The 21,676-nt window shown below is 67.7% G+C and carries 10 protein-coding genes and 2 pseudogenes; 6 read left to right on the forward strand and 6 right to left on the reverse strand.

The window, feature by feature from the left end:
* Positions 1 to 519 precede the first annotated feature (519 nt).
* The 3 genes from OG579_RS15185 to OG579_RS15190 all read right to left on the reverse strand — a co-directional run bounded on the left by OG579_RS15185 (position 520) and on the right by OG579_RS15190 (position 3,468).
* A complete protein-coding gene (locus OG579_RS15185) occupies positions 520 to 1,362 on the reverse strand; it encodes an SMODS domain-containing nucleotidyltransferase (protein WP_328856627.1) in 843 nt (280 codons plus the stop codon).
* Positions 1,363 to 1,374: 12 nt separating this feature from the next.
* Positions 1,375 to 2,556: an S-4TM family putative pore-forming effector gene (locus OG579_RS21990; protein ID WP_408068683.1), complete on the reverse strand. Its 1,182-nt coding sequence runs from the start codon at positions 2,554 to 2,556 to the stop codon at positions 1,375 to 1,377.
* Positions 2,557 to 2,781: 225 nt separating this feature from the next.
* Positions 2,782 to 3,468 carry a DUF4190 domain-containing protein gene (locus OG579_RS15190; RefSeq protein WP_328856628.1) on the reverse strand — a complete coding sequence of 229 codons (687 nt, stop codon included), beginning with the start codon at positions 3,466 to 3,468 and terminating at the stop codon, positions 2,782 to 2,784.
* A 185-nt stretch (positions 3,469 to 3,653) separates the two neighbouring features.
* Between OG579_RS15190 and OG579_RS15195 the strand changes: the two genes are divergently transcribed.
* The 3 genes from OG579_RS15195 to OG579_RS15205 all read left to right on the forward strand — a co-directional run bounded on the left by OG579_RS15195 (position 3,654) and on the right by OG579_RS15205 (position 5,680).
* Positions 3,654 to 4,415, forward strand: a complete 762-nt coding sequence (locus OG579_RS15195) for a DUF4839 domain-containing protein (RefSeq protein WP_328856629.1) — start codon at positions 3,654 to 3,656, stop codon at positions 4,413 to 4,415.
* Positions 4,416 to 4,814: 399 nt separating this feature from the next.
* Positions 4,815 to 5,123: a type VII secretion target gene (locus OG579_RS15200; RefSeq protein WP_328856630.1), complete on the forward strand. Its 309-nt coding sequence runs from the start codon at positions 4,815 to 4,817 to the stop codon at positions 5,121 to 5,123.
* On the forward strand, positions 5,120 to 5,680 hold the full coding sequence (locus OG579_RS15205; RefSeq protein WP_328856631.1) for a WXG100 family type VII secretion target: 561 nt from the start codon (positions 5,120 to 5,122) through the stop codon (positions 5,678 to 5,680). Before OG579_RS15200 ends, OG579_RS15205 begins: the two co-directional genes overlap by 4 nt.
* Before the next feature lie 1,082 nt (positions 5,681 to 6,762).
* On the opposite strand, the gene OG579_RS22045 is transcribed toward OG579_RS15205, so the two are convergent.
* On the reverse strand, positions 6,763 to 8,013 hold the full coding sequence (locus OG579_RS22045; protein ID WP_456243459.1) for a hypothetical protein: 1,251 nt from the start codon (positions 8,011 to 8,013) through the stop codon (positions 6,763 to 6,765).
* Between the two features lie 291 nt (positions 8,014 to 8,304).
* On the opposite strand from OG579_RS22045, the pseudogene OG579_RS21995 reads away from it, so the two are divergent.
* Positions 8,305 to 13,677, forward strand: a pseudogene (locus OG579_RS21995) (hypothetical protein); the annotation flags it as partial.
* Between the two features lie 1,116 nt (positions 13,678 to 14,793).
* Here OG579_RS21995 and OG579_RS15220 read toward each other — a convergent pair.
* On the reverse strand, positions 14,794 to 15,654 hold the full coding sequence (locus tag OG579_RS15220) for a hypothetical protein (protein ID WP_328856634.1): 861 nt from the start codon (positions 15,652 to 15,654) through the stop codon (positions 14,794 to 14,796).
* Between the two features lie 69 nt (positions 15,655 to 15,723).
* On the opposite strand from OG579_RS15220, the pseudogene OG579_RS15225 reads away from it, so the two are divergent.
* Positions 15,724 to 16,530: pseudogene (locus tag OG579_RS15225) on the forward strand (leucine zipper domain-containing protein); the annotation flags it as partial.
* On the opposite strand, the gene OG579_RS15230 reads toward OG579_RS15225, so the two are convergent.
* The gene (locus OG579_RS15230; protein ID WP_328856635.1) at positions 16,483 to 21,456 is read right to left on the reverse strand and encodes a PE family protein; all 4,974 of its coding nucleotides are present in this window, start codon (positions 21,454 to 21,456) and stop codon (positions 16,483 to 16,485) included. The pseudogene OG579_RS15225 and the gene OG579_RS15230 overlap by 48 nt on opposite strands.
* Here OG579_RS15230 and OG579_RS15235 point away from each other — a divergent pair.
* Positions 21,446 to 21,598, forward strand: coding sequence for a hypothetical protein (locus OG579_RS15235; protein ID WP_328856636.1), 153 nt, complete (start codon positions 21,446 to 21,448; stop codon positions 21,596 to 21,598). The genes OG579_RS15230 and OG579_RS15235 overlap by 11 nt on opposite strands.
* The last annotated feature ends 78 nt before the right edge of the window (positions 21,599 to 21,676 follow it).

A 21,676-nucleotide genomic window follows, 5' to 3' on the forward strand; every position in this document is an offset into this window, starting at 1 on the left:
AGTGCAAATATTTTGCAATTACTTTGCGACACGCTAACGATCGAACACCGATCTCTCGAGATCGCGCGTCAACCCCGCCCCCTGCGAAGCGCATGTCGCGAACGGTGTCTTGAACCATTTCGATGCAGGCCGACTGGAGAACTTCGCCTGGCAGACCGTAATGCCCGTTTTCAGAAGCGGTCGGCCGTCACGTTCGATCGCAGACCGAAAGTCCGCAGGCAGACGTCGCCCGCTGGACTTCTGGTTTCCCCGCGCGCGGGGAAACACGTTATCGATGCGGGAAACACTTAGTCCCATTCTCCTCCAACGTCTACTGGTAACGAGACGTGTTGATGTAGGACGAGTTGTTGTTGCTGCCTACCAGGGCCGGGCGCCGCGCCCGTCAACAAATTGTGACGGCTCTGAGCGCCTAACCGGATTTCGCGAACAATGGGTTCGGCGGGTTGCTGCCCGCCGCGGCGGCCGATCATTTCAGGTGTCACCTATCCGCTCAGCAGACCTGCGCGGGCAGGCACCGGCTCATGCGTCAAAGAGAAGCTTTAACTGACTGATCGCACTTGTCTGGTTCCCGGCTGCTTGAAACTCTTTTGCCTTGCGTGCGCGTGTGACCGCGGTAGACAGCCGGGAGAGTGCGACCGTATGGTTGGCCTCCGACGAAGTCGCATTGAATCGCGACCCCAGCCCTGTTGGATCGTTCATGGCCGCCAGGCCGTGCCCGTAAAGTCTGTTAAAGTACCGGTAAAGATCCTGAACAGGCGACCACCATTCCTCGCCGTCGGCGTACTTAGCTGCCCTCATCTCCAGGTAGCACGACGAAACAGGCACATTTCTTTTATACTTCCAAATTTTCGCTTGACGCGCCAAAGACTTAGCTCCGCCGCCATGCTTACCGTTAACGCTGTTTACATACAAGTTATGGTCTTTAGGATGTGTTTTCATCCAGCCACCCGTAGGGTCTGGAATCCAGTACCCATCTTTGTCACCGTTGGTTTTGAAGTTTGGGTATGCGGGTGTCACTTCAACGACCCCGTCGCTGAAGTTGCAAACGACCGCCGGTCGCCGAACAGTGATACTCGTCATCGGAAACCTGGCTTGAAGATCGGCTTTGACTTTGTTCAGGGTGGTCCACTCGGAACCAGGCATGACGCCTTTCAGTGAGACTATGTAGTCGGCGTCGCTGTACTGCCAGACCCCGGTCCCATGTCGTAGTGAGCCGGTCTCAAACATCTCCCGCAGGCCGAAAGTCTGGTCCAGACGCGTCTCGATGCTCGACCTGTGGCTCCGGGCACCGTCGAACTGGCCCGCCGTCGGTGTCCATAAGCTCGTCACCGAGTTGAGATACTGCTCTGCCGTTTGGTTCATCGATGTCTCCTATTATGCGAGTCCGGCTCTGCTTGCTTCTGAAACCATGTCCTGGGCCGTTGTTCGCATCGCGCGCTCGTTTCGAGAGCGCAATCGGTTGTCGAACCAATCTGGAACCTGTGCGTTGCGCTTTCGGATACCGGCGATAGCGTCCTGGTAGCGCCGACAACGCGACTCTTGAAGGGGCACTGCCCCAGCGACGGCATTTGCCCAATCATCAAGAATTACCCGCTGAGTAGTCTCTTTTTCTGCGGCACTCTCGAAATTTTGCCGAATTATCTCAGTCAGTTCCCAGGCGAGGGGAAGAAACGGGGCGACGAAAGCTCCTGCGCCTGCGCTGAATCCTAGTCCGGAGACCAACCATGTCGCCACGATCGCCACTCCGAGAATAAAGCTGGCGCAGACTAGCGACCAGGCCCAAGCTCGGTGAACAGGTGCGCCCCAGCCGACGTTGCTTTGCTGACATATTGCGACGTCGAGTGGTCGTCGAACGCTACCGGTGTTGGGGTACCAATTCTGATCACGTGACCCCGTGTAGCGTGCTGCGGCCTTGGCGATCTCCTGGCCGGGCGGTCGATCGCGAACGGCGGTGTCATTCCACTCGAGCCCGAATACTTGGCAATCGAACGCTTCTTGGATCGAAACCGCGAGCGCTACTCGCCGCCGCTCGCGGTACATAAAGGCGGCATTCAGAAAGAGCAATAGAACACCGCTCACCCAGCCGACGGAGCCCTCGCTGCCGGTGACAAGGCAAGCTATTGAGATGGCGAGTCCAACGCTTACCACAAGCGCAAGGCGAAGCCACTGAGCCGTCTTCACATCAGCGTAAAGACGCGCCTGTGCTCCGACCATTCGCACCGCGTCGTTGCGCGCCTGCGCAACCCGGATTGGCGGGCTCGTGTAAATGGCTCCCCCCGGCGGGTGCGAGATCAGTAATGGATCGATATGCGATGCTATCGGCACCGACCGACACGCAAGGCCAATCGCCAAGGGCTGTCGTACGATTGGATGACAACGCGCGACGCCTCGCGGCAGTGCGGGGATATCGAACTGAGGCGCAACCCGCGACATTACGGTGGGACGCCGCACCGTTAGCTGTACTTTTGGTCGAGCCCAAGTGGAATAAAGCATGTTTGGGCCTTCGCGGAACCTGGCGTTGTCAGGCTGGGTGTTGACGTTGCGATCCCAGTGCATCAGAAGTTTCTCCGTCGCGGAGTAGGTCAGCTACCAGACGGTCGGTTTCGTCGGTGAATGGCTTCCATCGGTACAGAACTGAGTCCTGTTCTCCCCCAGCACCTCACGCCGACAACTTAATTTATATCGACATCGATTCCGCGACAGCGACTGTCCTCGAAGGAGCCACAGCCCGAGCCGCGACAATAATTGGAGAGCATGCGAACCGGTCTGCGGCGCGGCTCGTTACGGACCCGGCTCCCACGAGCCGCCGCTGCCGCCGTTGACCTCTGAAACGCAGATCAACGCCGTTCCCGCGGCTGTGCGGCCGACGCGATCGGTGGCCGGATCGCACGAGTCGCCACGCTCATGTGTCCCTGGTGAAACCTCTGCCGTTTGCACCCATTTGTACCCACCTCCGGCGCCGAGGAATGTGCACACGATGTTCTGTCCGGTATTGGCGTCGGTGGCGATGACACTGGCCTGACCTTCGCTGCACGACTCGTTGAGGACTGGCCCGCTCGTTGGTAACGGAGAAGCTTCGGCGGTGGGTGAGGGAGTTGTCTGCGATGGTGTTGAAGTCTCGGAGGTGGTCGACGACGCCGACTCGGCGGTGGGGATGAACGGCTCGAACACACTGCTGGCGACGGTCTGGCCGGTGTCAGAGTCGGTGTCGTCGGTGAAAGCGCTGGCCATGCCGAACAACACCACCAGCAGAGCCGCGAGTTCGAGAACGCCGAGGACCAAGCCCGCGACCGCGATGCCTCTGCCCGCTGGGCGGGTGAATGCCAGGATACCGAACACGATCGCGACCGGAAACAGGCCGAGCAGCGCGGCGACAAGGGAGATGACCGCATAGACGTTGATCGGGTCCAGCGGGGAAGCGCGCTCCGTCTTCGTAAGCATCACTGTGTCGGGGTCGTTGGTCGACATGGCTAGGTATCCCCTCCGGTCGCGCGCTGCATTCGCTGGTAACGCCGCCTCCCGCACGATAGAACGGATGAATCGGTCATCGCAGCACAATGCGGGTGCCACGCTGCCCACCGGCGGACATGGCGGGCATACATCCAGGGTGTGCGTAAGGCTTCGGTCCCCGCAAATCTGAGAACCTTACGGACATGAAAGCGGACACCGAGCTCAAATACGTGACGAAAGCGGTCCGCGCGGTCCGCGGCATGGAATCGCGGACCATCAAGAAGTGGGAAGCCGAAGGCTGGGAGGTTGTTGCTCAGATACCCGGGAAGCTGAAGACGGAGATCACGTTGCGCCGCCCAGCTCCTAGGTGGTCTCGCCGCCTCATCTGGATCGCCGCCGGCGGTGTTCTCGCGGTTGCTCTCGTGTCCATCATCGTTGCTGGAGTGATCGGTGAAAAGAACGAGGGCCCGGTCGAATCCGACGCAAGCGCGCCCCCCGGGGCATCTGCATGGAGTGGGCGAGCGACTCCCCGGGCGACGAGTACGGCCACAACCTCATCGTCGGCGCCCAAGGACGCTGTTCTCACACGTGAGAACAGTCCCGAGCTTGCGGCTCTGCTCGAATTGACCGACACCTGTTCACCCGACATCGCGGCGTTCGCCGAAGTTCATCGAGGTCAGACGATCTCGTTCCAGGGCAGCATCGTCGCGATTGCACCCCACGGCAGCGCAAAGACCAGATACGACATCCTCATCAATACCGGTGACTTCAGCCCAACGATCGCCCGGCCCGGTCCGAATTTCCAATTCCGCGATGAGAACGTGTCCTACGACTTTCACTGGGTCGGCCAGGTACCAGACACCGTCGGCGTCGGGACGAACCTGAGCATCACGGCTGAGGTCGACCGCTACATCGAAAAGCAGTGCCTCTTTCTCCTCGAACCGGTTGCCACTGCCGTCCGCTAGCTTTGCGCGGATCTCGCCAAGATCGCATCATGACCAGAGCGCACACCTCGACGACGTCGTAGACGTCGCCACCATCGTCGAAGCCGTGCTCGACTGGCCGAAGACGCCTTATTGCCGGTGCACGCGAAACCGGCCGACGTACCTCGACGTAACGGTGCGAATGTGACCCGTTGCCCACGCGCAGAACGGATCCTGGCCGTCGGGCCGTCGGGCCGTCGGGCCGTCGGGTGGTCGATGACAGATGATTGAGCTGCGGTGTTTACCGCGGTAAACACCGCAGCGCCATTCTGGGCTTCGGCGATGGTCTGCCGAAAAGAAGAGCGGCGGGCTCCAGTCTGCGTGCGGGAGAGGAGAAGGCGGATTGTCCGATATTGTTTCGATGAACGTGGGAGGGCTGTCATGTCTGAGGTGTTAGAGGCTGATCTCGATGCGATCCGTGATCTGGCCGGCCAGTTGCGTACCGCGGCGTCAGACGTCCGGGGCCTCGATGCTGCGGAACCTTTCACTGCGACCGTCGACGGGCTGGCAGGCTCGGATACCGCTAGCGCTTGTTCCACGGCTGTCGAACGCATCGTGTCGGCGCTGAGAGAGGTCGCGGGGAGGGTTGACGTCCTGTCGGATGCGAACCGCTCTGCCGCGGACACGATTGGTCTAGCGGACGACACGTATGCGCGGGACATCGCGGCCACGCTGAACCTGTCCCCGTGAGCAACCCCTCTGTCTCCCAGGTACGGCTATGGGCTGCCAACTCGCACACGTTGGGCGACGCGGCATCCAAGGTCGACAGACTGGTCGATTCCTTCGACAACACCATGAATCGCATTACGCGCGACGTCGATGCTGTGATGACGGGATGGAAGGGGGAGGCAGCCCGCGCGTCGCAGACCGCGACCGACTCGGAGAAGCAGATCAGTAACCGGCTGGGAATGGGAATCCTGCAGCTCACGGATATTCTCAATCAGCTGGCACCCGGCTTTCAGACCAGCTGCGACAACGCGAAACGCCTGATCGACCAGATCCAGGCAGCCGGGTACGTCGTCGCCGACAACGGGATAGTCACACCACCGGCGGTGTCTCGGGGCGGATGGCCCACCGACGTTCCCGCGAATGCGACGCCGGAAGAAGCTGCAGCGACCGCGTCGACCAACGCCACCGTGCACAGCGCCGCCGGACCAGCGGTGGGTTGGTTCCTAGCTGCGACGTGGATTCCAAAAACGTGTCGAATGCGACTACGGCCGATAACGACCTGGATCGGTCGCCACTAGGCGTCTGAGTCTGAGCGGACATTGTTCGATATGCAGGGCTCATGGGTTCCGACCCCGCTGCTCGACGTTTAGTTCGCGTTCATTTCTTGAGTGACCCGGGAGGGCCGATTCTGCCGACCTAACCCGCTGTCGATCGCGTAATCATTAGTTGCAGTTAACGATCCATAAAATTCCCCTGTTCGTATGACTCTCAGAATCGACCTGCCCAGGTAATTTTCCTATCGTCTCCGTCCCTTCGACGGTTGCTACTCACCAAAGGACTGTCGATGCGGGTAAAACGAGACTGGGTCCGCGCTGCCAAGATGGCTGGCGGCGCCGTCGCAATCGCCGGGGCATTTGCGGCCGGACAGGGGACGGCTAGCGCCGATACCGTTCCCGGTGCGGGTGTCTCGAACGAAAGCCCCAGCAGTCAGTCCGCCTCAGCGGGTTCGACAAACGAGACGTCAACGCCCACGACTGCGTCGCAATCGCCCACCGCTACGCCGGTTGAGTCACCCACATCCACCCGTCCGCAGGACGGCACAGCCGCTACGTCGCCGACGGCGCCGTCGACTTCCGAGCCACCAAGCACGCCCATCTCTGCGCAGGCCGGACGCGATACGAACGAGGCGCCACACACCGCGCCGACGGCTCCGAGCATTGCAACAAATGCAAACAACCTGCCTCAGCCCGCGACCTCCACGCCTCAGGCCCCAGCGACGTCGGTGGTCGATAGGGCCTCGAAGCCGGAGATTGTGGTCACGACGTCCGCGCCGCCCCAGGCCACACCGCCTGTGACGACAGCCCCAGTCACCGCAGCCCCCCGACCCATCGCAGCGAATGTTGCTCCCGTACAACCGCAGAACCCGTTAACCAGCATTGTTGCGGCCCTTCTCACAATCTTCGGCACTCCGCGAAGCTCACAGCAAACCGCACCCGCCGGCGGGATGGAACAACCAGCCGCATGGGTCGTTGCAGCGGCAGCTCGCCGAGAAGTGGGCGAACAAACTTCCACGTCCTCCACCGCCTCTGCGCGGACTGCTTTGAGCGCCTCACCACAGATCGAGCGACAGGCGGTCACAACCCAAGCGCTCCAAGTGGCCTCAGCGCCCCCTCCCAACGCTTTGGAAATGCTGATTGCGCTCCTGTTCAGCAATGGCACAGCCACTCATCCCGACGGCGGCCTGCTTGCCGGGAATGGCTTCAGCTACGACGCCACGACCTGCGTACTCAATCTCGTTTGCAACGGCGGCAGAGCGGGACTGATCGGTAACGGCGGAAACGGCTACAACGGCGGTAACGGTGGCGATGCACAGCTGATCGGCAATGGTGGTGCCGGTGGTACCGGCACCGCGGGTGTTGCTGGTAGCACCGGGATTGCTGGTACCGCGGGTGGTTCCGGCGGTAAGGGTGGCGTAGGCGGTTTGGGCGGCGTCATCTCCGGTAACGGAGGCGCTGGCGGTGCCGGTGGAACGGGTGGTGCCGGTGGTAATGGTGGCACCGGAACCACCGGCGCCGCTGCGAGTACCGCCGGTGGTGTTGGTGGCAACGGAAGTGACGGCAGTAGTGGTGGTGCCGGCGGTACCGGTGGTGCCGGTGGCGCCGGAGGCGCAGCGCGTGGAGTGGGCCAGAGCGGGACCACTGGTGTTGGTGGAGCTGGTGGCAACGGCGGTAACGCCGGTGCAGCCGGCACCGGCGGTGCCGGTGGCAATGGTGATGCCACTCATCTCGATGGTGGACGTGGTGGCGATGGCGGCAACTCCGGTATCGCGGGTCTTGGCGGTGCCGGTGGTGCCGGATCGACCACCGGTGCCACCGGGGCGACTGGTCTCGGTGGCCGCAGCGGTGGCGACGGCGGCGCAGGCGGTACCGGATACAGCCCGACCACCGCAGGCACTAACGCCGGCAACGGCGGAGCCGGCGGTAACGGCGGCCAGTACGGCAATGGTGGCGCGGGTGGTGCCGGTGGTACCGGCACCGCGGGTGTTGCTGGTAGCACCGGGATTGCTGGTACCGCGGGTGGTTCCGGCGGTAAGGGTGGCGTAGGCGGTTTGGGCGGCGTCATCTCCGGTAACGGAGGCGCTGGCGGTGCCGGTGGAACGGGTGGTGCCGGTGGTAATGGTGGCACCGGAACCACCGGCGCCGCTGCGAGTACCGCCGGTGGTGTTGGTGGCAACGGAAGTGACGGCAGTAGTGGTGGTGCCGGCGGTACCGGTGGTGCCGGTGGCGCCGGAGGCGCAGCGCGTGGAGTGGGCCAGAGCGGGACCACTGGTGTTGGTGGAGCTGGTGGCAACGGCGGTAACGCCGGTGCAGCCGGCACCGGCGGTGCCGGTGGCAATGGTGATGCCACTCATCTCGATGGTGGACGTGGTGGCGATGGCGGCAACTCCGGTATCGCGGGTCTTGGCGGTGCCGGTGGTGCCGGATCGACCACCGGTGCCACCGGGGCGACTGGTCTCGGTGGCCGCAGCGGTGGCGACGGCGGCGCAGGCGGTACCGGATACAGCCCGACCACCGCAGGCACTAACGCCGGCAACGGCGGAGCCGGCGGTAACGGCGGCCAGTACGGCAATGGTGGCGCGGGTGGTGCCGGTGGTACCGGCACCGCGGGTGTTGCTGGTAGCACCGGGATTGCTGGTACCGCGGGTGGTTCCGGCGGTAAGGGTGGCGTAGGCGGTTTGGGCGGCGTCATCTCCGGTAACGGAGGCGCTGGCGGTGCCGGTGGAACGGGTGGTGCCGGTGGTAATGGTGGCACCGGAACCACCGGCGCCGCTGGAGTCGCGGGCGTAAAGAATGGAGCCGGCGGTACCGGAGGTAACGGCAGTAGTGGTGGTGCCGGCGGTACCGGTGGTGCCGGTGGCGCCGGAGGCGCAGCGCGTGGAGTGGGCCAGAGCGGGACCACTGGTGTTGGTGGAGCTGGTGGCAACGGCGGTAACGCCGGTGCAGCCGGCACCGGCGGTGCCGGTGGCAATGGTGATGCCACTCATCTCGATGGTGGACGTGGTGGCGATGGCGGCAACTCCGGTATCGCGGGTCTTGGCGGTGCCGGTGGTGCCGGATCGACCACCGGTGCCACCGGGGCGACTGGTCTCGGTGGCCGCAGCGGTGGCGACGGCGGCGCAGGCGGTACCGGATACAGCCCGACCACCGCAGGCACTAACGCCGGCAACGGCGGAGCCGGCGGTAACGGCGGCCAGTACGGCAATGGTGGCGCGGGTGGTGCCGGTGGTACCGGCACCGCGGGTGTTGCTGGTAGCACCGGGATTGCTGGTACCGCGGGTGGTTCCGGCGGTAAGGGTGGCGTAGGCGGTTTGGGCGGCGTCATCTCCGGTAACGGAGGCGCTGGCGGTGCCGGTGGAACGGGTGGTGCCGGTGGTAATGGTGGCACCGGAACCACCGGCGCCGCTGCGAGTACCGCCGGTGGTGTTGGTGGCAACGGAAGTGACGGCAGTAGTGGTGGTGCCGGCGGTACCGGTGGTGCCGGTGGCGCCGGAGGCGCAGCGCGTGGAGTGGGCCAGAGCGGGACCACTGGTGTTGGTGGAGCTGGTGGCAACGGCGGTAACGCCGGTGCAGCCGGCACCGGCGGTGCCGGTGGCAATGGTGATGCCACTCATCTCGATGGTGGACGTGGTGGCGATGGCGGCAACTCCGGTATCGCGGGTCTTGGCGGTGCCGGTGGTGCCGGATCGACCACCGGTGCCACCGGGGCGACTGGTCTCGGTGGCCGCAGCGGTGGCGACGGCGGCGCAGGCGGTACCGGATACAGCCCGACCACCGCAGGCACTAACGCCGGCAACGGCGGAGCCGGCGGTAACGGCGGCCAGTACGGCAATGGTGGCGCGGGTGGTGCCGGTGGTACCGGCACCGCGGGTGTTGCTGGTAGCACCGGGATTGCTGGTACCGCGGGTGGTTCCGGCGGTAAGGGTGGCGTAGGCGGTTTGGGCGGCGTCATCTCCGGTAACGGAGGCGCTGGCGGTGCCGGTGGAACGGGTGGTGCCGGTGGTAATGGTGGCACCGGAACCACCGGCGCCGCTGGAGTCGCGGGCGTAAAGAATGGAGCCGGCGGTACCGGAGGTAACGGCAGTAGTGGTGGTGCCGGCGGTACCGGTGGTGCCGGTGGCGCCGGAGGCGCAGCGCGTGGAGTGGGCCAGAGCGGGACCACTGGTGTTGGTGGAGCTGGTGGCAACGGCGGTAACGCCGGTGCAGCCGGCACCGGCGGAAACGGCGCAGCAGGCGTATGGGGTAAAGCAGGCTTCGCCGGTCGTGATGGAGCTGGCGGCAACGGGGGCGATGCCGGCGTAGCGGGGTCGCGAGCGGGTACAGGCGGCAACGGGGGATCCGGGGGGACGTCAGGCGCCCGGGGCTCTGACGGCGCGGTTGACGCGTCGAATGTGTACGGCGGTAACGGGGGCGATGGCGCGAACGGCGACGCTGTTCACCGGGATGGAGGGAGCGGGGGATACGGGGGTTCGGCCTACGTCTCCAATATCCTCTCAGCCAGCAAGGCCTACGGCGGCCGCGGCGGCTCCGGTGGGACAGGCACCGGAACTGGGACCGGCGGTGACGGTGGCGGTGGCGGAAACGCTTCCACCAACGGATCCGGCGCCGTGACTCCCGGTGTTGGCGGGAATGGCGGCGATGGACTTGTCGGCGGTAGCGGTGGCTTTGGTGGTGGCGCCACCATCAACAACACCACCTCAACCCAAAACGCTGTAGGCGCAACCGGCGGCACCGGCGGCACCGGCGGAACCGGAAGCGGCAGCGGCGGCGGCCGCGGGGGCAACGGAGGCTACGGCGAAACGTATGGCCTCGGAAACGCTACCGGCGCCGCGGGTCGCGATGGCGCCACCGGTGGTGGCGCCGGCGGAGACGGTGGCTCTGGACGCATCTACAACGCCACCTCAACAGCCGCGGCGACCTCTGGAAACGGTGGAAATGGTGGCGGAAACACCCGCGGCGACTACCTGTCATCAGGAGCGGGCGGCCGCGGCGGTGATGCCTCGACAGCCGGCCTGGGTGACGTCAACCCCGGCAAGGGTGGTGACGGCGGCTCGGGCGTCGCAGGTGGTAACGGCGGCCGTGGCGGTTCGGCAACCATCAACAACAGTGCATCGGCGATCACCGCAATCGGCGGTACCGGCGGTAACGGCGGCACCGGCACGTCCAACCGAGGTGGACGCGGCGGAGACGGCGGCTTTGCCGCAATCTCCTATGACAGCGGATCGACGGCGGACGCTGTCGGTGGCCACGGCGGAAACGGTGGTGTCGGCGGCGGCGGCGATTACATCGGCGGCACCATCGGTAACCGTGGCTTCAACGTGGGCCCCGGCAGCGGATCTGGCGGCGACGGCGGCTACGCAAGCAACTACGGGCACGGAAACGCCACTGGCGGAACCGGCGGTAACGGCGCCATCGGCACCGGAACAGGCGCCGGAAACGGCGGAAACGGTGGCGACGCATACGGATATGGCGTGGGCAACGCCATCGGCGGAGCTAGTGGCGTTGCCGCCACCGATACCCTCGGAGGAGACGGCGGCCGCGGCGGCAACGGCGGCAACGCAGAGATCCGGAGCTCAACCTCGACCGGTAAAGCCATCGGCGGCGCGGGCAGCAGCGGCGCCCTGGGATCCGACGGAGGGAACGGCGGAGACGGCGGATACGCCCTGACTAGAGGTACTGGCACAGTCACCCCCGGCACCGGCGGCAACGGGGGCAACGGAACCATCTACCTCGGCGGTAACGGTGGTGGCGGTGGCAATGCGACCATCACCAGTACCACCTCCACTCAAATCGCCGTGGGCGCAACCGGCGGAGCCGGCGGCGTTGGCGGCACCGATAGCAACAGCGGCGGCGGCTTCGGCGGCAACGGCGGCACCGGCGAAACCTTCGGCCTCGGAAACGCGATCGGCGCCGCGGGTCGCGACGGTGCTACCGGTGGTGGCGCCGGCGGGGACGGGGGCTCGGGATTCATCTACAACGCCACCTCCACCGCCACCGCCACCGGCGGAAACGGCGGAGCAGGTGGCGACGACACCCGCGGCGGAGGGAGCGGGCGCGCTGGCTACATCTCATCCGGTGTCGGCGGCAGCGGCGGGATTGCCTCGACGGCCGGGCTGGGTCACGTCAACCCCGGAAAGGGTGGTGACGGCGGCTCCGGTATCGCAGGTGGCGACGGCGGTCGTGGCGGATCAGCAACCATCAACAACAGTGCATCGGTGATCACCGCTGTCGGCGGTACCGGCGGTAACGGCGGCACCGGCACGTCCAACCCAGGTGGACGCGGCGGTACCGGCGGTTCAGCAGAAATCGACGGCCGGTCCTCGTCTGCTGATGCTGTCGGTGGTCACGGTGGGAACGGTGGTGTCGGCGGCGGCGGCGACCATATCGGCGGCACCATCGGTAATCGCGGCTTCAACGTGGGCCCCGGCAGCGGTTCTGGCGGCGACGGCGGCCGTGCCACCAATTATGGGTACGGAAACGCCACCGGCGGCACTGGCGGTAATGGCGCCATCGGCACCGGTACCGGTGGAGGTGACGGCGGCAACGGTGGTGATGCTCGCAGCGAGGGGTCCGGCGCCGGCAGGGCCATCGGCGGGGCCAGTGGCGTTGCCGCGACCGACACCCTTGGAGGAGACGGCGGCCGCGGCGGCAGCGGCGGAAGCGCAAACATTTCCAACACCGTGTCAACGGGCGACGCAGTTGGCGGCGCAGGTAGCGACGGAGCCCTAGGATCCGACGGCGGGAACGGAGGAGGCGGCGGGTACGCCGCAACCATCGGCACCGGCACAGTGACCCCCGGCGCCGGCGGCAACGGCGGTAATGGAACCACGTATCTCGGCGGTAGCGGTGGCGACGGTGGCGGGGCCACGATCTACAGCACCTCCTCCACTCAGAACGCCGTCGGCGCAGCCGGTGGTAGTGGCGGAACCGGTGGAACGGGTAACCGAGGTGGCGCAGGCGGTAACGGCGGCTACGGCGAAACCTTCGGCCTCGGAAACGCCACCGGTGTCGCGGGTCGCGACGGTGCGGCAGGCGGCGGCGCTGGCGGCAACGGCGGCGCGGGACGCATCTACAACACCGCCTCGTCGGCGGCCGCGTCAGGTGGCGCTGGCGGCAACGGCACATCAGGCGCGAACGGCGGCAACGGCGGTTACGGTGGCTCTGCGCAAAACGCAGGTGCGGGAACCGTTTCCGCGGGGGTCGGTGGCGGCGGCGGCACCGGCGCAAGTCACGGGTCCGGCGGTAACGGCGGTAACGGCGGCAGCGCGTCGATTTCAAACACCAGTTCACACGCTGATGCGGTCGGAGCGAACGGCGGAGCCGGTGGTGACGGCGGCAGCCAAGGCGGGTATGGCGGCGTCGGTGGAGACGCATCCAACGCCGGTACCGGAACCGTGGTCGGCGGAAACGGAGGCGATGGTGGAAGCGCCTACGACTCGAAGCAGACGGGTTCGTCTGTAGGTGGCCGCGGGGGAGCAGGTGGACGTGCCTCGAGCAGCAACAGCGCTTCGCCCGGCGCCGTTGCGGGCCGTCCGGGCCGTGGTGGAAATGGGAACACAGCTGACGGCGCGAACGGCGACACCAGCAACAGCGACGGCACCACCAACGCAGTGTCTTTGCTGTACAGCCTTGGCTATGACATTGCCGCATTCCCCGCCGCAATCAACACAGCTCTTAGCGGCGACTCCACGCAATTGGTCCTCAAGCTCGCTTCACTCGCAGTTGATATCGGCAAAGTGAAAACGTTCGCGGAGGTCTTGCCGGGGCCAGTCGACAAGTTGCTGAAGATCACAAGCGCTCTGGACGCAATCGGAGATCTAGAAAAGCGGGCTCCTGGAATCGCTGACGGAAACCTGCGCGACTTTGTGAACGGACTACTCGATGTCGCAACGATTACAACGACAATCGCCAAGATTCCCGCCGGTGTCCCCGGGCTCGTCGCGGGTGCGCTGATCGATACCGCGATCCTGGGGCTTAAAGAGTTGGTCGATACCTCATTGGGGACGGACAAGCCGTGATGGATACCACCAGGACTCCGGTCTCGTGAAGCGGCTCCTGAGACAAGCTGCAGTTCACCACCGCGGGTCCTCGCCTGTCTCAACAACAGACCGACATCAACAAGCCGACACGACGTCCCTGGACATCACATCTAGCGGTCCCCGGCGCCTCTACGACCAGTAGAACCGGCACACCGGGCCAGGCGCATCTAGACAGGGGATAAGGGACGCGCTGTTGACAGCGTATTCGCTACAGCGCCTTACATAAGACAGGGGATTTGAAGCCAAACTGGCTCAGCGGGGCCAGGGAGCTGACACTCGAAGCCATAAACACTTGCCGGTAGCCGGAATCTCGGAACGCGCCAGTGCAGTAGGTAGGCGTGTACGCAAAATCGTTTCTCATCTTGAATGCCGAATCGTATTGCAGAAACTGAACGTTGTCGGACCTGCTCAGATCGGTGCAAATGCCCCCGCCAACAGCGCCCGGGAAGTTTGCACCGTCGGAGAATGTTCCAGGAGCGCAGACCGACGAGAGCCAATCTTCGTTGGTCCCGGCGACTGACGATCCCGCAGTTGCTGACGTGCCGGCCCCGGCGCCCGCCTCTGAAGAACCATCGTCACGAGTACCGATTACAACCGCGATCACGACCGCGATCACGGCGACGAGTGTGACTCCGCCAAGAACCAGATACATGAACCGCTTGCTGTTCGGATCGCTCGGAGGCGTCGAAGGCGGGTGCTCCCCAGGCGGCCCTGATGGCGGAGGAGGAGTGTGCCAGCCAGTCACAAAATGCCCCTCAGCTCGACGTTGTCGGTGCCACTCAGCTGCGTCGAGGGCTGAGAGTCAATTCATCGTAAAGGATCGTAAGAATCTGGCGTCGAGTGTGGTTCGTTCGGATGAATGTTCGGACGGCCTCGCAGGCACGGAGGACGTGCCATTGTGGCGGTAGGAGTATCGCAACGGCGACTTCGCCGGCTGGATGACGGTGATTCGTAGAATCAAGCGCACGTCGTGCCGGGCGATTGATGAAATGCCGTCGGAGGGCCTGCGCCGATACGTTGGTCCGACGTGTACGACCGTAAGTTCGCGGTCTCGAATAATCAGCGATTGAGCGACGGCGGCGAGGTCGCCCGCGCCTAGAGGTCGGGGTCGAGGACACTTTCTGCCGAGGGCACCGGGGCGTCGTCGAGGTAGGGCGTCGTCACGCGCTCGTTGCGACGGGTCTCGATGGGCGCCTCGGTTCTGCGGGCGTGCTCAGCGACGGCGCGTTCAAGCCGTGCGTTGAGCTGCGCTCGCTCAGCGGCCAGACGTTCGTCGCGTGAGCGCGCCGAGTCCTCTGCGTGGAGCGCGGCAACTAGTTCTTGATCGAGGCGAGCAGCGTCGGTTGCTCGCGCGTTGGTCTCGGCCCATACCGTCTGCGGGACCCCGGTCGCGGCGGCGGTCACGTCAGCCTGGGCCTGGGCGGCGGCGAGGCGCTGTGCGCTGGTTTGAACCTCGCGGAGGAGGCTGTTGACCCGGGATTTGGCGGCGGGCCGCTCGCCGCGGCGAGCGCTGGCAAGCGCGTTCTGTGCGGCAACGAGGTCGCGGCGCAGCGCGTCGTAGTCGCTGCGGATCGTGGTGTGCTCGCGGGCGGCGGCCTCGGCCTGGGAAATGGCGGCTGCCGTGCGGCGGAGTTGGTCGTGGTCGGCACGCACGTCGTCGACGTTGTTGATTGTGCCGCGACGGCGGTAGAGGGCTATATCGGACTCCACGCGTGCTAGGCGAGCGCGGACGGTGGTGATCTCGGTCGCCAGTTCGGGCTCGGTGAGGGCCCGGTTCTGGTCGACGGGTTCGGCGGCCGCGAAGGGCGGCTCGGCGGCAGTGTTGGTGATGGGAATCTCGGTGAGGTGGTGTTCGGTGGTGGCGTGATGGCGGGCCAACGCGTTGTTGATGCGCCAGAGCTGGTTGGCCAGTTGGTCGCGGGTGAGGTTGTCCCGCCTCGCGGCGGTGAGTCGCACTGACTGACGAAGGCCCCCGGGTGTGAAGTGGAGCTGTCTAGTTCACCGCTTCACCACCAGGAGGCCTTCGTGTCCCACGCTAACGCAACATTGACCCCAATCACCCGGCTGCGCCTCGCGCGGCTGATCGTTGACGACGGCTGGACTCATGCCGCCGCCGCGAAAATGTTCATGGTCGCACCCAAGACCGCCAGCAAATGGGCGCAGCGATACCGGGCCGAAGGTGCCTCCGGCATGGTCGATCGCACCTCACGCCCACACCTGAGCCCGACGAAGACCACTGCACAGCTGGTGCGCCAGATCGTGCGCCTGCGCTGGCGGCAACGCCTCGGGCCGGTCCAGATCGGCGGGCGCCTGGGGATCGCAGCCTCGACCGTGCACGCGGTGTTGGTGCGGTGCCGGATCAACCGCCTCAGTCACATCGATCGGGTCACCGGGGAGCCGTTGCGGCGCTACGAACACCCCCACCCCGGGTCGATGATCCATGTCGATGTCACCAAGTTCGCCAACATCCCCGACGGCGGCGGCCACAAATTCCTCAGCCGCCAACAAGGCCGGCACAATGCCCAGGCGACAGCGCGACGCACCGGTCAACGCGGCAACAACTACCGGCCGAAGATCGGAATTGCGTACGTACACACTGTGATCGACGACCACTCGCGGGTGGCCTACGCCGAGATCTGCACCGACGAAAAAGCTGCCACCGCCATCGGAGTTCTCCAACGCGCCACAGCCTGGTTCGCCGAACGGGGCGTCACCGTCGAACGCGTCCTCTCCGACAACGGGGGCAGCTGCCGAACGGACGGCGCCTGGTCTTCTTTGTCCCTGTCAGTCAGAGGTGTACGTCCCGGATCCGGAGGCGCCACGCGTGCCGGAGGCGCCGCCCGCGCCTGTTCCGGCGAGCCCACCGTCGCCGCCCGCCACTGCTCGTGCTCCCGTCACGGCCGACGCGTTGCCACCTCTGCCACCATTGCCTCCGGTCCCGGTGTCGGAGTTCCCGCCCGTTCCGCCCTTGCCTCCGATGGCCACTCCGCTCTGGGTGGAGGCGGTGCCGCCTGAGCCTCCGTTCCCGCCAGCGGTAGGGCCGAGGCTCGCGTATCCGCCCCCGTACGTAGGAATGATGAAGCCGGCGCTTCCGCCTGCGCCGCCGTCACCCGCTTGCGCAATACCGTTGGAGGTCGTGGCTGATCCGCCGGTTCCACCTTCGCCGCCGGTCGTCCTTTCTGTCTTGGTCGAGTAGGTGGGGATGCCGCCTCGTCCTCCGGTTCCTCCGTTTCCGCCTTGCGCGTCGCCACCCACGTTGTTGGTTGAGGTGCCGCCGTTTCCGCCGCGCCCGCCGACGCCTGCGGAACCGGGATTGAGGCCTCCGCCGCCGGAGCCGCCGTTGCCGCCGTTGCCGCCCCGTCCACTGTCGGCGAAGGACCCGTTTTGTCCGCTGGACCCGGTGTTCGCCGCGCCGCCTGTCCCGGCCGGGCCCGCTGCGCCTCCGGCACCGCCTTGCCCTGCGTTGCCGCCGTCTCCGCCGACGCTGCCATCCACTGCATTTCGCGGGGTGATCCCACCCCCGGGGTGTCCGCCGTTCCCGCCGTTCCCGCCGTTCCCGCCGCGAGCCCCGTTGCCGCCGTTGCCGCCGTCCCCGTTGGCTCCGGCGGCGCCACTGTGAAGCCCGACTCCGCCGAGGCCACCGGCGCCGCCGGTTCCGCCTGCGCCGCCGTTGCCGCCATTGGTGCCGTCGGCACCGCGGCCTCCGGCTTCCCCTGGGTTGAGCTGGATGGTGCCGTTGTACTGACCTCCATTTCGCCCGTCGTAGCCGTTCGTGCCGTTCGTACCGGCCACACCGTTGGCGCCGTTCTCGCCTCGACCGCCGGCTCCGCCGTCGCCGCCGTCTCCTTCGGAACCGTAGGCGCCTCCGGTCCCTCCGGTTCCGGGTGCGCCCCGTCTGCCGCCGCTGCCGCCGGCGCCGCCGGCACCGCCGGATGCGCCGTTCTGTCCGTTGATCGCGGTGACCGGTGTGGCGCCGTTGCCGCCGGCGGCGCCGGTGCCGCCGGTGCCGCCATTGCCGTTCGATCCGGCGGTCCCGACGGTCGAGCCGAGTCCGCCGCTGCCGGCGTTGCCGCCAGCGCCGCCGGAACCGCCTGCGCCGCCGGCGGTTCCGTTGGCGCTCTGCGCTGTTCCGTTGCCCCCCGCGGCGCCATCGCCGCCTCGTGCACCGTTACCACCGGTGCCGCCGTTTCCGCCGGCGCCGGTGACTCCGGCACCACCGGCTGCGCCGCCGCTGCCCTGTCCGGCTGCGCCGCCGCCACCGGCTGCGCCTCCAGCGCCTCCGGCTCCACCGTTACCGCCGGCTTGGCCGGCTCCACCAGCGCCGCCGGGCGTGGTGGCGTCTGTGCCCCGCGTGCCGTCGGTTCCGTTCGAGCCGTTGCCGCCCTGACCACCGTTGCCGCCGCGGCCGCCATTTCCGGCGGCCCCGTCGAGGCCGGCGGTGGATCCGCTGCCGCCGATACCGGCGTTGCCGCCCGTCCCGCCTGCGCCGCCGGCTTGGCCCTGAGCACCGATGAGGCCCTCTGTGCCGGCTCCGGTCACCGCTAGGGCGTCTGCGCCTGCCGCCCCGTTCGCGCCGGTTCCACCCGCTCCGCCGTTGCCGCCGTTCCCGCCGCTGCCCTGTTTACCGGTAACCCCGGCTGTGCCGCTGATTCCACCGCTGCCCTTTCCTGCTGCGCCGCCGCCACCGGCTGCGCCTCCAGCGCCTCCGGCTCCACCGTTACCGCCGGCTTGGCCGGCTCCACCAGCGCCGCCGGGCGTGGTGGCGTCTGTGCCCCGCGTGCCGTCGGTTCCGTTCGAGCCGTTGCCGCCCTGACCACCGTTGCCGCCGCGGCCGCCATTTCCGGCGGCCCCGTCGAGGCCGGCGGTGGATCCGCTGCCGCCGATACCGGCGTTGCCGCCCGCCCCGCCTGCACCGCCGGATCCGCCGGCCTGCCCACTCGAGCCGTCGGAGCCGGGGTTCAGGCCCGTGGCGACGCCGGTAGCGCCGGTCGCCCCGGAGCCGCCGCTTCCACCCCGTCCTCCGGTGCCGCCTGATCCACCGGCGCCCTGAACTCCTGCAGTGCCGTCGGTGCCCGCGGTTCCTCCGGTGCCGCCTGTACCGGCGGCACCACCGAGACCGGCGACTCCGCCGACTCCACCGACACCGCCATCGCCGCCCTTACCGCCGGCTGTGCCGGCCGTCCCATCGGCGCCGGGGGTCACCCCGTCCGTCCCGGTGATTCCGTCCGCGCCATTGGCACCGTTTCCACCGGCGCCGCCGTTGCTGGCGTCACCACCGTTACCGCCGTCGCCGTTGACTCCGCCTGCGCCGTCGACCGACCCGGTGCCACCGTGTCCGCCGTTGCCGCCGCGACCGCCGTTGCCGCCGGACCCGCCTGCGCTTCCGTTGCCGCCGTTGACCGTTGACGTCGTTCCATTGACGCCGTCGGTCCCGGTGACACCGTCACCGCCGTTGCCACCCGAGCCGCCGTCACCGCCGGCGCCGCCCATGCCCTCGGTTCCGGCAGTGCCGCTGGCTCCGGTGGTGCCGCCGAGGCCGCCGGTGCCCGCCTGACCGCCGCCCCCGGCCGAGGCCCCGGCGGCTCCGCCGTTGCCGCCGTTGCCGGCGTTGGTGCCGGCAGTGCCGTCGGTGCCGTTGGGCGAGGAGAGGGTGCCGTCTATGCCGTTGGTGCCATCCGTGCCGTTGGCGCCGCGGCCACCGTTACCGCCGGATCCGGCGTTGCCACCGTTACCGCCGTTGCCGTTGAGTCCTGTCGTGCCGGTGACTGATCCGGTTCCGCCGATGCCGGCATTGCCGCCGCGGCCGCCCCTGCCGCCGGACCCGCCTGCGGTTCCGTTGCCGCCGTTGACCGTTGACGTCGTTCCGCTGGCGCCGTCGGTTCCGGTGACACCGTTACCGCCGTTACCGCCCGTTCCGCCGTTACCGCCTGCCCCGCCTACGCCCTGTGATCCGACTGTGCCTGCGGTGCCGGTGGTTCCGCCGGTGCCGTGGCCGGCTGCGCCACCGGCACCGGCTGCACCTCCGAGGCCTCCGGTCCCGCCGTTGCCTCCGGCTTGCCCGGCTCCACCGGCGCCGCCGGGGGTGGTCGCATCAGCACCGTCGGCGCCGGTGGTGCCGGCCGATCCGGTACCGCCTTGGCCGCCGTTGCCGCCGCGGCCACCGTTTCCGGCGAGTCCGTCAGCGCCGGTGACCGATCCGGTGCCGCCGATCCCGGCGTCGCCGCCCGCACCACCGCTACCGCCTGCCTGGCCCTGCCCACCGGTGTTGCCTGTGGCCCCGGCTCCCGATGCTGTAGCGCCGTCAACCCCGCTCACCCCGGTCGCGCCTGCGCCGCCGGTTCCGCCGTTGCCTCCCGCCCCGCCTACGCCCTGCAGGCCGACGATGCCCGTTGTGCCGGTGGTTCCGCCGGTGCCCTGTCCGGCCACACCGCCGACACCCGCGAGACCGCCGGCGCCGCCAACGCCGCCGTTACCGCCGGCCTGTCCGGCGCCGCCGATCCCGCCGGGTTCGGTCGCATCGGCGCCGTTGGCGCCATCAGTGCCACGTGATCCTGCACCGCCGACACCGCCACTGCCACCGGCTCCGCCGCTACCGGCGAGTCCGTCCACGCCGGTGGTGGACCCGGTGCCGCCGGCACCTGCGTTGCCACCGCGGCCGCCGGCACCGCCCTGGCCGCCGACCTCGCCCGCGTTGCCGTTCGCGCCGAAACCGACCGGGGTGGCACCGGCAACGCCGGTTATCCCATTCGCGCCGGCCCCACCGGTCGCGCCGTTGCCGCCCGCGCCGCCGGCGCCCTCGGTGCCCGCCGCCCCGGCTGCGCCAGCTGTGCCGCCACTGCCTCCGAACCCCACCGCGCCTCCGGCGCCTGCTGCGCCGCCGGCTCCGCCAGCTCCTCCGGTCCCGCCGTCGCCGCCGGCGGTCCCGGCTCCGCCGGGTGTGGTCGCCGCGGCACCGTTCGCGCCGTCGGCGCCACGTCCACCGGTACCACCGATGGCGCCGTTGCCGCCCGCACCGCCGGAACCATTCGTTCCTGCGATGCCGGCGCTGCCGAACAGGCCACCACGACCGCTGGCTCCCGCGTTACCGCCCGCCCCGCCGGCGCCCCCGGCACCGCCGGTCGCCCCGACACCACCTGCTGCGCCGGCCACGCTGGCGTCGATACCGGTCACACCGGTGGATCCGTCACCGCCGCGGCCACCGATCCCGCCCGCGCCGCCGATACCACCGGTGCCGCCGATACCACCGGTGCCGCTGAACAGCCCAGCGTTGCCGCCGGCGCCACCGGCACCACCGGTGCCGCCGGCAGAACCTGCTGTTCCGTTCGCGCCGTTGGTGCCTGCGATACCGGTGCGGCCTGCGCCGCCGTTACCGCCGTTGCCGGCCAACACGGCGTCACCGCCGGATCCACCGTTGAATCCGTTGCCGCCGTTGCCGAACAAGCCACTGCGGCCGCCGTTGCACACCATGTCGAGCAGGCAGGTGGCCGAGGTGTAGCTGAACCCGTTCCCGGCGAACAAGCCCGCATCGGGGTGCTCGGCGGTGCCGTCACCGATGAGCAACGCGATCAACGCCTGCAACGGGTTGAACGGCGGAGCCGCCGCGACCACCTGGGTGGTCGCCTGAGTCGTCGACGTCGCGGTGGTGACCAGTTCACGGCGCGCGGCGCCCGCGGCGACCCACGACGACGGCCCGTCGACCCCGACGGGGGTGCCGGTGTCGTGTTGTGGGGACCCGGTCGTGGTGAGGATGGTCAACAACGCAGACACGATCGCCGTCGCCGGCGTCGGGGCAGGTGCCGGCTTCTCGGCCGCGCTGTGGCTGCTCCCGGTGGTGGGGACCTCGAAGGGCCCGATCGACGAACCCAGCGTCGGCGCCGATGCCGTCGAGGACACTGTCTGACCGTTCGTGGTCGCCGCCTGCGGGGTGGAGCCTGTGGTGGGCGCAGGTGGGGTCGTCGGTGTGGCGGTCGGTTGTCCC

The organism is Williamsia herbipolensis (assembly GCF_036153515.1).
Taxonomy (GTDB): domain Bacteria; phylum Actinomycetota; class Actinomycetes; order Mycobacteriales; family Mycobacteriaceae; genus Williamsia_A; species Williamsia_A herbipolensis.